The sequence below is a fragment of the Pectobacterium sp. HCp5_1 genome (assembly GCF_032905925.1).
Taxonomy (GTDB): Bacteria; Pseudomonadota; Gammaproteobacteria; order Enterobacterales; family Enterobacteriaceae; genus Pectobacterium; species Pectobacterium brasiliense_A.
The window spans coordinates 192,971-205,395 of sequence record NZ_JAUMIO010000005.1 but is presented as its reverse complement, the minus strand read 5'-3'; the positions used below and the strand labels follow the sequence as shown (position 1 = coordinate 205,395).

12 protein-coding genes and 1 other RNA gene are annotated in these 12,425 nt (G+C 51.0%); 9 read left to right on the top strand and 4 right to left on the bottom strand.

What is annotated here, in order from left to right; genetic code table 11:
- Positions 1 to 38: 38 nt before the first annotated feature.
- Together Q3A88_RS06305 and Q3A88_RS06300 are read left to right on the top strand one after the other, a co-directional pair.
- Positions 39 to 404 carry a helix-hairpin-helix domain-containing protein gene (locus Q3A88_RS06305; RefSeq protein WP_110163784.1) on the top strand — a complete coding sequence of 122 codons (366 nt, stop codon included), beginning with the start codon at positions 39 to 41 and terminating at the stop codon, positions 402 to 404.
- 105 nt (positions 405 to 509) lie between these two features.
- A complete protein-coding gene (locus tag Q3A88_RS06300) occupies positions 510 to 908 on the top strand; it encodes an acyl-CoA thioesterase (RefSeq protein ID WP_014914532.1) in 399 nt (132 codons plus the stop codon).
- Between the two features lie 94 nt (positions 909 to 1,002).
- On the opposite strand, the gene queC is transcribed toward Q3A88_RS06300, so the two are convergent.
- Together queC and Q3A88_RS06290 are read right to left on the bottom strand one after the other, a co-directional pair.
- A complete protein-coding gene (gene queC, locus Q3A88_RS06295) occupies positions 1,003 to 1,698 on the bottom strand; it encodes a 7-cyano-7-deazaguanine synthase QueC (RefSeq protein ID WP_110163783.1) in 696 nt (231 codons plus the stop codon).
- 162 nt (positions 1,699 to 1,860) lie between these two features.
- Positions 1,861 to 2,937: a PLP-dependent cysteine synthase family protein gene (locus Q3A88_RS06290; RefSeq protein WP_317177598.1), complete on the bottom strand. Its 1,077-nt coding sequence runs from the start codon at positions 2,935 to 2,937 to the stop codon at positions 1,861 to 1,863.
- A gap of 366 nt (positions 2,938 to 3,303) precedes the next feature.
- Here Q3A88_RS06290 and Q3A88_RS06285 point away from each other — a divergent pair, with 366 nt between their 5' ends.
- The 5 genes from Q3A88_RS06285 (at position 3,304) to amtB (ending at position 9,534) form a co-directional block, all read left to right on the top strand.
- A complete protein-coding gene (locus Q3A88_RS06285) occupies positions 3,304 to 3,765 on the top strand; it encodes an Lrp/AsnC family transcriptional regulator (RefSeq protein WP_005976040.1) in 462 nt (153 codons plus the stop codon).
- A gap of 203 nt (positions 3,766 to 3,968) precedes the next feature.
- A complete protein-coding gene (locus tag Q3A88_RS06280) occupies positions 3,969 to 5,738 on the top strand; it encodes a SmdA family multidrug ABC transporter permease/ATP-binding protein (protein WP_317177597.1) in 1,770 nt (589 codons plus the stop codon).
- On the top strand, positions 5,731 to 7,509 hold the full coding sequence (locus Q3A88_RS06275; protein ID WP_052902707.1) for a SmdB family multidrug efflux ABC transporter permease/ATP-binding protein: 1,779 nt from the start codon (positions 5,731 to 5,733) through the stop codon (positions 7,507 to 7,509). Before Q3A88_RS06280 ends, Q3A88_RS06275 begins: the two co-directional genes overlap by 8 nt.
- Before the next feature lie 360 nt (positions 7,510 to 7,869).
- The gene (glnK, locus tag Q3A88_RS06270; RefSeq protein ID WP_002208627.1) at positions 7,870 to 8,208 is read left to right on the top strand and encodes a P-II family nitrogen regulator; all 339 of its coding nucleotides are present in this window, start codon (positions 7,870 to 7,872) and stop codon (positions 8,206 to 8,208) included.
- Positions 8,209 to 8,247: 39 nt separating this feature from the next.
- On the top strand, positions 8,248 to 9,534 hold the full coding sequence (gene amtB / locus Q3A88_RS06265; protein WP_014914537.1) for an ammonium transporter AmtB: 1,287 nt from the start codon (positions 8,248 to 8,250) through the stop codon (positions 9,532 to 9,534).
- Between the two features lie 139 nt (positions 9,535 to 9,673).
- Here the strand turns inward: amtB and tesB are convergent, their stop codons facing one another.
- Positions 9,674 to 10,537: an acyl-CoA thioesterase II gene (gene tesB / locus Q3A88_RS06260; RefSeq protein ID WP_014914538.1), complete on the bottom strand. Its 864-nt coding sequence runs from the start codon at positions 10,535 to 10,537 to the stop codon at positions 9,674 to 9,676.
- A 212-nt stretch (positions 10,538 to 10,749) separates the two neighbouring features.
- Here tesB and Q3A88_RS06255 point away from each other — a divergent pair, with 212 nt between their 5' ends.
- Entirely contained in the window at positions 10,750 to 11,331 is a 582-nt protein-coding gene (locus Q3A88_RS06255; RefSeq protein WP_110163779.1) for a YbaY family lipoprotein, read from the top strand.
- A 19-nt stretch (positions 11,332 to 11,350) separates the two neighbouring features.
- On the opposite strand, the gene Q3A88_RS06250 is transcribed toward Q3A88_RS06255, so the two are convergent.
- Positions 11,351 to 11,671 carry an MGMT family protein gene (locus Q3A88_RS06250; protein WP_010282239.1) on the bottom strand — a complete coding sequence of 107 codons (321 nt, stop codon included), beginning with the start codon at positions 11,669 to 11,671 and terminating at the stop codon, positions 11,351 to 11,353.
- Positions 11,672 to 11,856: 185 nt separating this feature from the next.
- Here Q3A88_RS06250 and ffs point away from each other — a divergent pair.
- Positions 11,857 to 11,953, top strand: an RNA gene (gene ffs, locus Q3A88_RS06245) — signal recognition particle sRNA small type.
- Positions 11,954 to 12,425 lie beyond the last annotated feature (472 nt).

Genomic DNA, 12,425 nt, shown 5'->3' with positions numbered 1-12,425 from the left:
CAAGGTAGCCGTGCTGTCACACACAAGGAGGAAACAGCATGAAAAAATCAGGAATAAAAGCACTGTGCTTAATCATTGGGATGAGCTTGTCTGGGTTGCCATTACTGAGTCAGGCGGCACCTAAAGCCGCCGACAGTACGGCAACAGCGGTGAAGTCTGCGCCAGCAGATCAGAAAGCGGAAAAAGCAACGCTTCCTGATAATGATGAGGATAAGGTAAGCATTAATGCAGCAAGCGCCGCCGATTTGGCGGAAATAATGAACGGTGTCGGCCTTAAAAAGGCGGAAGCGATCGTGACCTATCGCGAGCAAAATGGTCCTTTTACCCAGATCGATCAATTAACTGAGGTCCCGGGAATTGGGGCTGCGTTGGTTGAGCGAAATCTCTCTCGTTTAAAACTGTGATGTCAGTCGCAGCCCAGTCGAGCACTTCCTCTGGGCTGCGAACCTCTGCTAGGCTAATTATCAGGTCATACCAGTTGTTGGGTTTGTCACAGGAGTATTATCGCTATGCAGACTTTCATTACCGTTCGTGGTTATCACATTGATGTTTATCAGCACGTTAATAACGCGCGCTATCTGGAATTTCTGGAAGAGGCGCGTTGGCAATGGCTGGAAACGTTGCCTGCTTTTGGCTGGATGCATAGCAACAATGTCGCTTTTGTCGTGGTGAACATCAATATCAACTATCGCAAGCCTGCCGTTCTCGGTGACGTGCTGCGTATTGATAGCGAGCTACTACAGATGAATACGAAAAGTGGCGTGATCAGCCAGAAGATAACCCGAGTGTCTGATGAAAGCGACGTGGCCGATGCCACGCTGACGTTTGTCTGCATCGATTTATTGACGCAAAAAGCACTGCCGTTGGAGGGAGAACTGCTGGAACACCTAAACGAGATTCGCCGTTAACATGAAGCAACAGGCCACTACCTGTACGGTGTGGCCTGTTTTTTACATGGCGTGATGGTTCTGCGTGTAGGGTTCTGCGTAGCGACGTGAAGTCTCAGCGTAACCCTGTTTTCTGCTTCAGCGATGCCATGATAGCCGCGGGATCGTTTTGATACTGAGCAAGCCCGTTTGCTCGTAAATGGCAGGCGGCACATTGACCACACCCATCACCCTTGATGCCGTTATAGCAGGTTAGCGTGTGGTAACGAACGGTATCGAGTTGCTGGTAATGATCCGCCAGCGCCCAGGTTTCGGCCTTATTAAGCCACATCAGCGGGGTTTCAAAACGGATATCGCGGGCAATACCTAAAACAATAGCCTGGTTCAGTGCCTTGACGAATTCGTCGCGGCAATCAGGGTAACCGGAAAAATCGGTCTCACATACGCCAGTAATGACGGCCTCGGCACCAACCTGATAGGCGTAGATGGCGGCGAGCGTTAGGAAAAGAATATTTCTTCCCGGAACGAAGGTATTGGGTATGCCTTGCGCATTGGCATCGTAATCGGGGACTGGAATACTGTCACGCGTCAGGCTGCTGGTAGCGAGTTCATTCAGCAAGCCGACGTCGAGAACCTTATGCGCTGTTGCCCCCAGTTTCTGGCTGAGTTCCCGAGCGACATCAATTTCCGCGCGGTGGCGTTGCCCATAATCGAAGGTGATGCAGTGGACGTCATCATAATCTTGCAGAGCCTGAATCAGGCAGGTTGTGGAATCTTGTCCACCGCTAAAAACGACAACAGCACGCTTCATTCTTCATTCACCTTAACGCGACGTTAACCGCAATACGTCATTAACGCACAGCGGTGTAAAGCCACTATTTTACCTGAAAAGCTATGTTATCTGAAAAAACACGCTATCTGAAAAACACGTTATTTGAAAAGACCTGTTACCTGAAAAATAGCTCGGCTGTCGTTACGTCAGGCTGGATTCAGGGTAACGGTGAGATATCTCGGGGTTGTTCAGCACATTGAGATAAGGGTTAATGTCACCAATATTTTTTTCCACCCAACTGTTGTTGTAGTAGGTGTCCAGATAGCGTTCGCCGCTGTCGCAGAGCAGAGTCACAATCGCACCTTTTTGACCTCGGTTCACCATCTCTTTGGCCAGTTGCAGCATTCCCCAGACGTTGGTGCCGGTGGAAGCACCTGCTTTACGTCCTAACACGCTTTCCAGCCAGTACAGTGTTGCGATGCTGGCGGCATCCGGCACTTTGATCATGCTATCAATGACGTCAGGAATAAAAGACGGCTCGGCACGCGGGCGGCCAATACCTTCGATCCGACTGCCGCATGGGCCAGTGATGGAGCGATCCCGCTGTTGGTAACAGTCGTAGAAGACGGAGTTTTCTGGATCGACGACGACCAGTTGTGTATCCAGCCCCTGGTAGCGAATGTAGCGTCCGAGCGTAGCTGACGTACCGCCAGTTCCTGCGCTCATCACGATGTAATCCGGTACGGTATGCGGTTCACGTGCCATTTGGCGGTAAATGCTGTCGGCAATATTGTTGTTGCCGCGCCAGTCGGTAGCGCGTTCTGCGTAGGTGAACTGATCCATATAATGACCGTTCATCTCTTGCGCGAGTTGCTCAGATGCCGCATAGATTTGTCCCGCCTGTTCGACAAAATGGCAGCGCCCGCCATAGAAAGCGATTTGCTCGATTTTTCTTTTTGCGGTGCAGGAAGGCATGACGGCGATAAACGGCAGGCCAAGCAAACGTGCAAAATAGGCTTCTGAGACGGCGGTGCTGCCGGATGATGCTTCAATAATCGGCGTGCCTTCTTTAATCCAACCGTTGCACAGCCCGTAGAGAAATAAGGAGCGTGCCAGACGATGCTTCAGACTGCCGCTGGGATGTGTGCTTTCATCTTTGAGGTAAAAATAGATACCGGGATAATCCGGCAGGGTCAGACGGATAAGATGCGTATCAGCCGAACGCTGAAAATCTGCTTCGATAGCGCTGATGGCATTTTTAACCCAGGTATTAGTCATGATGAAAACTCGGTTAGGCAGTGATACGAATAGAGTAACGAGTTTTCAGGATAAAAAAATTACCTTTTTATCTCCTTGTGGCTAATTTAAGGGAATAATTTACCCTTTAGTTATTTATATGTGGATTTTTTTTCTACTTAGGCGAATGGCGAGTTGCTATCTTTAAAATTATGATAACAGCGGGGGGCGCAACGAAGGTCGGTAAGGTCATCGCCATGTCGATGTTGCCAATAATGCTATCACCATGATTCTGGGCGGGAAGAACATTACTTTTCTCTCTTAATGGGGGAGAGTAGGAGGAGTTTTCTATCGGCGGCGCTATTTTTAGGTAAAACTACATTAGGTAAAACCATATTAGGTATAACTATGTTGGATAAAATTGATCGCACACTGCTGAATATGCTGCAACAGGACTGTACGCTTTCGCTACAGACGCTGGCCGATGCGGTTAATCTGACATCCACGCCGTGCTGGAAACGTCTGAAGCGTCTGGAGGAGGAAGGGATCATCCGGGCTCGGGTGGCGCTGCTGGATAATGAACGTCTGGGGTTAGGGCTGACGGCGTTTGTTTTATTGAAGACGCAGCAGCATAACCGCGACTGGTATCAGACTTTCACCCGCGTGGTGTCCGATATGCCGGAGGTGCTGGCTTTCTATCGTATGGCTGGCGAATACGATTACCTGATGCAGGTTCAGGTCGCTGATATGAAAAGCTATGATGATTTCTATAAACGGCTGGTGAATGGAATTCCCGGGCTGGTCGATGTAACATCTAGCTTTGCTATGGAACGAATCAAACATACCACGGCACTGCCCTTATCCCTGTGATTCATCATCCATACTCGTCATACTTCAAGTTGCATGTGCGTTGGCAGCATCCAGTCACCCGAATCACTTACTTGAGTAAGCTCATCGGGATGCCTTCTCTTGCCGCCTTCCTGAAACTTGAATTATTTAGTGTATATCCGTCTTTTGTATAATCACTTGTCTGAGTCTGTCATGACCCGTCTGGCTATTGGAATGAAAACCGCGTGAGACTTTTTGCTCAACTGAGTTGGTATTTTCGCCGTGAATGGCGGCGTTATCTGGGTGCTGTGGCGCTATTGATTGCGATTGCCATCCTGCAATTGCTGCCCCCTAAACTGGTCGGTGTGATTGTCGATGGTGTAACGCAGCACGGCATGTCGATGACCGAAATGATGAAGTGGATTGGCGTGATGCTGTTGACTGCCGTCATGGTTTATCTGCTGCGCTACGTGTGGCGCGTGTTTCTGTTTGGGGCGTCATACCAGTTGGCGGTTGAACTACGAGAGGATTTTTATCGCCAACTGAGCCGCCAGCATCCGGCGTTTTATCAGCGTCACCGTACCGGCGATCTGATGGCGCGTGCGACTAACGATGTCGATCGCGTGGTCTTTGCCGCCGGAGAAGGCGTGCTGACGCTGGTCGATTCAATGGTGATGGGGTGTGCTGTACTGGTTGTCATGTGTACTCAAATCAGTTGGGAACTGACCCTGTTGGCGCTGCTTCCGATGCCGGTCATGGCGATTTTCATCAAACGCTATGGCACCCAACTGCATAACCGTTTTAAATCCGCACAGGCCGCGTTTTCTTCGCTTAACGATCAGGCGCAGGAAGGCTTGACCAGCATTCGGATGATTAAAGCCTTCGGGTTGGAAAACTACCAGTCCGCGCGTTTTGCACAGGTTGCGGCGGACGCCGGTGCCAAAAATATGCATGTTGCCCGCGTTGATGCCCGCTTCGATCCCACCATTTATATTGCCGTCGGGCTGTCGAATTTGCTGGCGATTGGCGGCGGCAGTTGGATGGTGATTAACGGTTCGTTGACGTTAGGTTTGTTGACCAGCTTTGTCATGTATCTGGGATTGATGATCTGGCCGATGCTGGCGCTGGCCTGGATGTTTAATATTGTTGAGCGTGGTAGCGCGGCATATAGCCGTATTCGTCAACTGCTTGCGGAAGAGCTCGTGGTGAAAGACGGTGAAGAGTCGTTGCCTGCCGAGCGAGGCGTGCTGGAAGTGAATATCTCCGCATTTCGCTACCCGGATAATGCCCGTGATGCTTTACAACATATTCAGTTTACGCTGGCACCGGGCAATATGTTGGGGCTGTGTGGGCCGACAGGCTCGGGGAAAAGTACGCTGCTGGCGTTGATCTTGCGTCATTTCGATACCCAATCGGGAGAGATTCGTTATCACGATCGTCCATTGAGCGCCATTCGGTTGGATGAACTGCGTAGCCGTTTTGCCGTTGTGGGGCAAATGCCTTTTTTGTTTTCCGATACCGTGGCGCAAAACATCGCACTGGGTCGGCCTGATGCTACCCAACAAGAGATTGAACAGGCGGCGCGGCTTGCGAGCGTTCATGACGACATTCTGCGTTTACCTCAGGGTTACCAGACGGAGGTCGGAGAGCGCGGCGTGATGTTATCAGGCGGTCAAAAACAGCGGATCGCGATTGCCCGAGCGCTGTTGCTGGATGCTGAAATTTTGGTGCTGGACGATGCGCTGTCTGCGGTTGATGGACGAACGGAACACCAGATTTTGCAGAATCTCAAAACATGGGGCGAAAAGCGGACGCTGATCATCAGCGCACATCGCCTGTCAGCCCTAACCGAAGCGAATGAAATTGTGGTGTTGCAGCAAGGACAAACGGTGCAGCGTGGCACACACCGGATGCTGGCGGCACAACCCGGCTGGTATCGGGATATGCACCGTTATCAACAGCTGGAGGCGGCGCTGGATGATGTGCCGCAGTTGGAAGGAACGAAAAATGAATAGCCCTCAACAGTTTTGGCCAACCCTGAAACGTCTGCTGGCTTATGGTTCCCCCTGGCGAAAACCGCTGTTACAGGGTGTCCTGATGCTGTGGATTGCTGCAATCGCTGAAGTCTCAGGCCCTGTGTTGGTGAGCTATTTTATTGACGATTTGGTAGCAAAAGGCCAGTTCCCGCTGGCGATTGCGGCGGGTTTGGCAATGGCCTATATCCTGCTGCAAATCCTGGCGGCCTCGCTGCATTATTTCCAGACGCTACTGTTCAACCGCGTTGCGGTCGGTGTCGTCCAGCAACTGCGCATTGATGTGATGGATGCGGCGTTGCGCCAGCCGTTGAGTACATTCGATACGCAACCCGTTGGGCAACTGATTTCACGCGTCACCAATGACACCGAGGTGGTTAAAGACCTGTACGTCATGGTGGTGTCAACGGTATTACGCAGTGCGGCGCTGGTGGGGGCGATGCTGGTGGCGATGTTCAGCCTGAACTGGCAGATGGCGCTGGTTGCACTGATGATTTTCCCTGCGGTAGCGACGGTTATGGTGCTGTACCATCGCTTTAGTACGCCGATTGTGCGCAAGGTACGGAGCTATCTGGCTGACATCAATGATGGCTTCAACGAAGTGATTAATGGCATGGGCGTGATTCAGCAGTTTCGCCAGCAGGCCCGCTTTGGCAAGAAACTGGGGGCCGCCAGCCATGAGCATTATGAAGCGCGGATGAAGGCTCTGCGTCTGGAAGGTTTCCTGCTGAGGCCGTTGCTGAGCCTGTTTGCCGCGATGGTGCTGTGTGGCTTGTTAATCCAATTCGGTTTCAGCTCAATGGGATCGGTTGGCGTCGGGGTCTTGTACGCGTTTATCAACTATTTGGGCCGTCTGAATGAACCGCTGATTGAACTGACAACTCAGCAAACGATGTTACAGCAGGCGGTTGTCGCCGGTGAGCGTATCTTCGAACTGATGGATGGCAAAAAACAGCGCTACGGCGATGATGAGCGTCCTCTGGCGACTGGGCGCGTCGATATTGACGATGTTTCTTTCTCGTATGGCACAGAGAAACGTGTGCTACAGAATATTTCTCTGACGATACCAGAGCGCGGATTCGTCGCGCTGGTCGGGCATACCGGCAGTGGGAAAAGTACGCTAGCTAGTTTGCTTATGGGATATTACGCGCCGGATGAAGGTGAGATTCGACTCGATGGCCGCCCGCTGTCGACGCTCTCTCATGCGGTGTTGCGCCAAAATGTGGCAATGGTGCAACAGGATCCGGTTGTGCTGGCGGAATCCATGTTTGTGAATGTGACGCTGGGGCGTGATATCAGCGAAGAGGCCGTCTGGCGCGTGCTGGAAGTGGTGCAGCTTGCTGAACTGGTTCGGGCTTTTCCTGAAGGATTGCATACGCGCATTGGCGAGCAGGGGAATAACCTGTCTACCGGACAAAAGCAACTGTTGGCGATTGCGCGGGTACTGGTGCAAACGCCTAAAATCCTGATTCTTGATGAAGCGACGGCGAATATTGACTCAGGTACGGAGCAGGCGGTGCAAAAGGCGCTGCGCATTATCAGGGAACAGACAACCTTGATTATCATCGCCCATCGGCTTTCCACTATCGTTGAGGCCGACACGATTATGGTGCTCCATCATGGGCAAACCGTTGAGCGGGGAACGCATGAGCAACTGCTGCAACAGCAGGGGCGCTATTATCAAATGTATCAATTGCAGCTCGCCGGAGAGGATCTTGCAGCCACCAGTACTGAGGCTTGTCCTGCGCACTGAGACTGATCTGGGATAGTATCTCGGTCTGCACCGCCTTGTGTGGTGCAGACTGACAGTCTATTCATGGCTTCGCACCATCAATAGGCATCGTGATTCTGGTTTTCCCCCGCGCTGCACTGAAAATACTCTTCGTGCACTAAATTAGTGCAATTCTTGCCCGATTCTTCCTGCATTTCTTTCCCTCCGGGTTTTCTTTTTGCCCTTTCTTATCGTTAATAGCGTTCTCTTTCCTGATTTGTGCCAGATAAATCATTTATGGCACACCCTTTGCTTTAGTCATGACGTAGACCGACTTCATAGAGCATGTAATCGAACAAGTGACGGGCGAAAGCCTGAACGTAATGGCTAGGGGGAAGATAAATGAAACTGGTTACTGTGGTGATAAAACCATTCAAGCTGGAAGATGTACGTGAAGCGTTATCTTCTGTCGGCATCCAGGGACTCACCGTCACTGAGGTGAAGGGATTTGGTCGTCAGAAAGGACACGCGGAGCTATACCGCGGCGCAGAATACAGCGTTAACTTTTTACCCAAGGTAAAAATTGATATCGCGATTGCAGACGACCAGTTGGATGAAGTGATCGACGTCATCAGCAAAGCCGCGTACACCGGAAAAATTGGTGATGGCAAAATTTTTGTCGCCGAGTTGCAAAGGGTTATCCGTATTCGTACGGGTGAAACTGACGAAGCCGCACTTTAATAACACCTAGCGTAGATACGTAAATAGGGATGGATGAAAATGAAAAAACTACTCTCTTCATTAGGTCTCGGTGTGGCGGCATTACTCCCGTCCTGGGCAATGGCTGCGACACCGACGATTGATAAAGCGGACAACGCTTTTATTATGATTTGTACCGCACTGGTACTCTTTATGACTATACCGGGCATCGCACTGTTTTACGGCGGCCTGATTCGTTCTAAGAACGTTCTGTCCATGATGACGCAGGTGAGCGTAACGTTCGCGATGGTTTGTATCCTGTGGGTCGTTTACGGATATAGCCTGGCCTTCAGCGAAGGTAACGCCTTCTTCGGTGGTTTCAGCACCTTTATGCTGAAAGGCATCGGGATTGAATCCATCAGTGGCACCTTCTATCAGTTCGTACACGTGGCTTATCAGGCTTCTTTTGCCTGTATCACCGTTGCGCTGATTGTCGGGGCGATTGCTGAGCGTATCCGTTTCTCTGCTGTACTGATTTTTGTTGCGCTGTGGCTGACGTTCTCCTACCTGCCGATGACGCACATGGTATGGGGTGGTGGCTATCTGGCTGCGGATGGCGCGCTGGACTTCGCTGGCGGTACGGTGGTTCACATCAACGCCGCAGTTGCTGGGTTGGTTGGTGCTTACCTGCTGGGCAAACGTGCTGGTTTTGGCAAAGAAGCCTTCAAACCGCATAACCTGCCGATGGTGTTTATCGGTACGGCGATCCTGTACATCGGCTGGTTTGGTTTCAATGCGGGTTCTGCGGGTGCTGCGAACGGTATCGCTGCTCTGGCTTTCCTGAACACCGTTGTCGCGACTGCCGCTGCAATTCTGGCATGGGTTGGCGGTGAGTGGATGGTCCGCGGTAAGCCTTCTCTGCTGGGCGCATGCTCTGGCTGTATCGCGGGTCTGGTGGCAATCACGCCAGCTGCGGGTACGGTTGGCGTGGGTGGCGCACTGATCATCGGTCTGGCTGGCGGTGTTGCAGGCCTGTGGGGCGTAACGGTACTGAAAAGATGGCTGCGTGTGGATGACCCATGTGATGTATTCGGTGTTCACGGCGTGTGCGGTATCGTTGGCTGTATCCTGACTGGCGTATTCACTTCTGCATCACTGGGCGGTACGGGCTATGCGGAAGGCGTAACGATGGCACACCAGATTTGGGTGCAGCTGTTCAGCGTGATTGTTTGTCTGGTGTGGTCTGGCGTGGTGGCATTTGTCGCCTTCAAGATCGCGGATATGGTTGTCGGCCTGCGTGTACCTGAAGATCAAGAGCGTGAAGGTCTGGACGTCAACAGCCATGGCGAGAGCGCTTACAACCAATAAGAGTGCGTAAATTAATCAGTGAGATAGTCAGAATACAGTAAGCAGGCGTGGGGGAAACTCCACGCCTGTTTTATTATCAGTCTTAAACCAACCCCCTCCAGATGAGGTGGTCTTTTACGTTTCGAGGCTGCCGCAAGGTTTACGGCTGGCGACGACGTATGACGCCTTCCTGCACGCTGGATGCAACCAGCACGCCTTCCCGAGTATAGAATTGCCCACGAACGAAACCACGAGCACCGGATGCAGACGTGCTTTCTACGGTATATAACAGCCAGTCATCCAGCCGGAAATCACGGTGGAACCACATTGAGTGATCGATGGTAGCGACTTGCATACCCGGCTCCAAAAAGCCAACGCCGTGAGGCTGCAAGGCCGTGAGTAGGAAATTGCAGTCAGACGTATAGCCGAGCAGATATTGGTGAATACGCTTATCGTCCGGCAGCGTACTGCTGGCACGGCACCAGACGTGTCGCACCGGTTCGTCTACTTCACCTTTTAGTGGGTTATGGAATTTGACCGGGCGTATCTCAATCGGGCTGGCCTGAATAAATTTATCGTGAAAGCGGGGCGGCAGAAGGTGCTGCATGTCTTGTGCGATTTCCTGCTCGGATTTCAGATTTTCTGGCGGTGTGACGTTTGGCATCACATTTTGGTGCTCGAACCCTTCTTCATGACTTTGAAATGAGGCCGTCATATAAAAAATAGGGCGGCCATTTTGGATTGCCCTAACGCGTCTGGCGCTGAAGCTGTTGCCATCGCGCAGGTTTTCAACGTCATAAATAATTGGTTTCTGGCTATCGCCGGGTAGCAAAAAGTAGCTGTGGAAAGAGTGAATGTTGCGCTCGACGGGGACAGTCTGTTTAGCGGCCGACATAGCCTGGCCGACAACTTGCCCACCAAAGACCTGACGCAGCCCCAAATCATCGCTTTGTCCGCGAAATAGCCCTTCTTCGAGTTTCTCTAAATGCAGGAGGTCGAGAAGGTGTTGTAGTGATTGACTCATGGTATCGGCCCCAATGGATGCGAATAAATAATTATCTGTTTGTTTTTTAAGGTGTAAAATATTTTGTTATGGGTTTTTACTGCAATGAATGTGTGGGTTTCAGGAAAATATCAGAATTTTGCACCATCATTATTGTGTTGGGTGAATCATACTATTTATGAGTGCCGGTTTTCGATACCGGTAGTCTGACAATAATAAAGGAGACTGACCGAATGAAATTATGGCATATATTAGGCGGTATCACGTTATCGATGACTCTGGTTGCATGTGCACAGAGGAATGATTATGGCGTTTCTCCTCAAACTGGCGCACCTGTCACCTCTGTTTCTTCACAGCGCCCAGCTGTTGCAATGCCAGCGGTAACCGGTACGGTGAATATTCGTCAGCGCATTGCACTCCCTCACAACGCCGTTTTAACCGTTACGGTGTCTGATGCATCGCTGGCGGATGCACCTTCAAAAGTGATCACTCAGCGTGTGACGCGTACAGAAGGAAAGCAGGCACCTTTCCGATTCGAATTACCGTATAACCCGGCTGATATTCAGCCCAACGCGCGTATCTTACTCAGCGCAGCCGTTGCGATCGATAATCGTATCGTGATGGTGACGGAGAACGTCTTGCCGGTTATTAGCAACGGGGTAAATCACGCCGATTTGGTGCTGGTACCTGTCGCCTCTGTTCCCTTACCGGCTAAACATCAGGATTCGATGATGTCTAACCCGACAAATCAGACTCCTCATATGCTTCAGGGGCAGCCTGACTCGTCATCTATGGCACCACAGACCATCTGGTAATTTATCTGGATACGCGCCGTTATGGCGCGTATTGCCAGCGATATTTTGCAAGATCAACTTTTCCCTGACGATTGAAAATGATGCCCTCCGCCTGTAGTGCTGACTTTTGACGTACATAGTCCCCACCGACCAGCGATATTTCGCCTTTACGATTGATTACCCGATGCCAAGGAAGTTTGCTGTCTTTCGGCAGACGTTTTAATACTCCGCCGACTTGCCTGGATGCTCTGGGTGAATCGGCCAGCTGCGCGATGTCGCCATAGGTCGCTATTTTTCCGTAAGGGATTGCCGCGACGATTTGAAAAACGCGCTGGCGGAAATTATCGTTTTCTTCTGACATCCGCGGATATTCCTGCTGTTCCTAAACCGATTGAACATCATAGTGGCACAGCGGGGTGGGTAAGAAAACAACGGTTAGTCGGTGTTAGCTTGCAATTGCCTATCCCATCGCCGATAATGCCCACCGCTTTGTGACACGTTGCGATTATCATGCGTAAGCCGTTATAAAGTCGTCAATGGAGGCCCTGTCGGTTCTCCCGCAACATTAACCTGTGGATTCGGTCAGGTCCGGAAGGAAGCAGCCGCAGCAGGAGACGTGTGTGCCGGGATGTAGCTGGCAGGGCCTCCACCATTTCAGCCCTCGTTAGCTGCTTCATCGCCAGACTGGTCTTCATCTCCTGCACATAAACGACATTCTCTGCCATAAACCCGTTGTCTGACATACATAAACGCTGAGCCGCCATTCTTTGCTCTACAGGTGTCATTTACCGATCGCTGTTTCTTCGAGAGGCTGACCGTGTATCTTTACCTGGCGAGTAATAATTGCGGTAATTATTACCTCCTCTTTTTTCATCACGGGAATACTATTAGTGATGCTATCGATGCGATTGTTATATTCCCGTCATACTTCAAGTTGCATGTGCGTTGGCTGCGTTTAGTCACCCGAATCACTTACTTGAGTAAGCTCATCAGGATGCCCTCTCTTGCCGCTTTCCTGAAACTCGAATTATTTAGGGTGTGAACAATAAATGCTGGGGGAATAAGCGTGAGATGTGAGGAAGAATTCATTTTTACTTAATATAAAAAATACAATT

Bases quoted from the DNA above. Each gene is read 5' to 3' on its own strand.
- Q3A88_RS06305 (WP_110163784.1), top strand. From the start codon at position 39: ATGAAAAAATCAGGAATAAAAGCACTGTGCTTAATCATTGGGATGAGC.
- Q3A88_RS06300 (WP_014914532.1), top strand. From the start codon at position 510: ATGCAGACTTTCATTACCGTTCGTGGTTATCACATTGATGTTTATCAG.
- queC (WP_110163783.1), bottom strand. From the start codon at position 1,698: ATGAAGCGTGCTGTTGTCGTTTTTAGCGGTGGACAAGATTCCACAACC.
- Q3A88_RS06290 (WP_317177598.1), bottom strand. From the start codon at position 2,937: ATGACTAATACCTGGGTTAAAAATGCCATCAGCGCTATCGAAGCAGAT.
- Q3A88_RS06285 (WP_005976040.1), top strand. From the start codon at position 3,304: ATGTTGGATAAAATTGATCGCACACTGCTGAATATGCTGCAACAGGAC.
- Q3A88_RS06275 (WP_052902707.1), top strand. From the start codon at position 5,731: ATGAATAGCCCTCAACAGTTTTGGCCAACCCTGAAACGTCTGCTGGCT.
- glnK (WP_002208627.1), top strand. From the start codon at position 7,870: ATGAAACTGGTTACTGTGGTGATAAAACCATTCAAGCTGGAAGATGTA.
- amtB (WP_014914537.1), top strand. From the start codon at position 8,248: ATGAAAAAACTACTCTCTTCATTAGGTCTCGGTGTGGCGGCATTACTC.
- tesB (WP_014914538.1), bottom strand. From the start codon at position 10,537: ATGAGTCAATCACTACAACACCTTCTCGACCTCCTGCATTTAGAGAAA.
- Q3A88_RS06255 (WP_110163779.1), top strand. From the start codon at position 10,750: ATGAAATTATGGCATATATTAGGCGGTATCACGTTATCGATGACTCTG.
- Q3A88_RS06250 (WP_010282239.1), bottom strand. From the start codon at position 11,671: ATGTCAGAAGAAAACGATAATTTCCGCCAGCGCGTTTTTCAAATCGTC.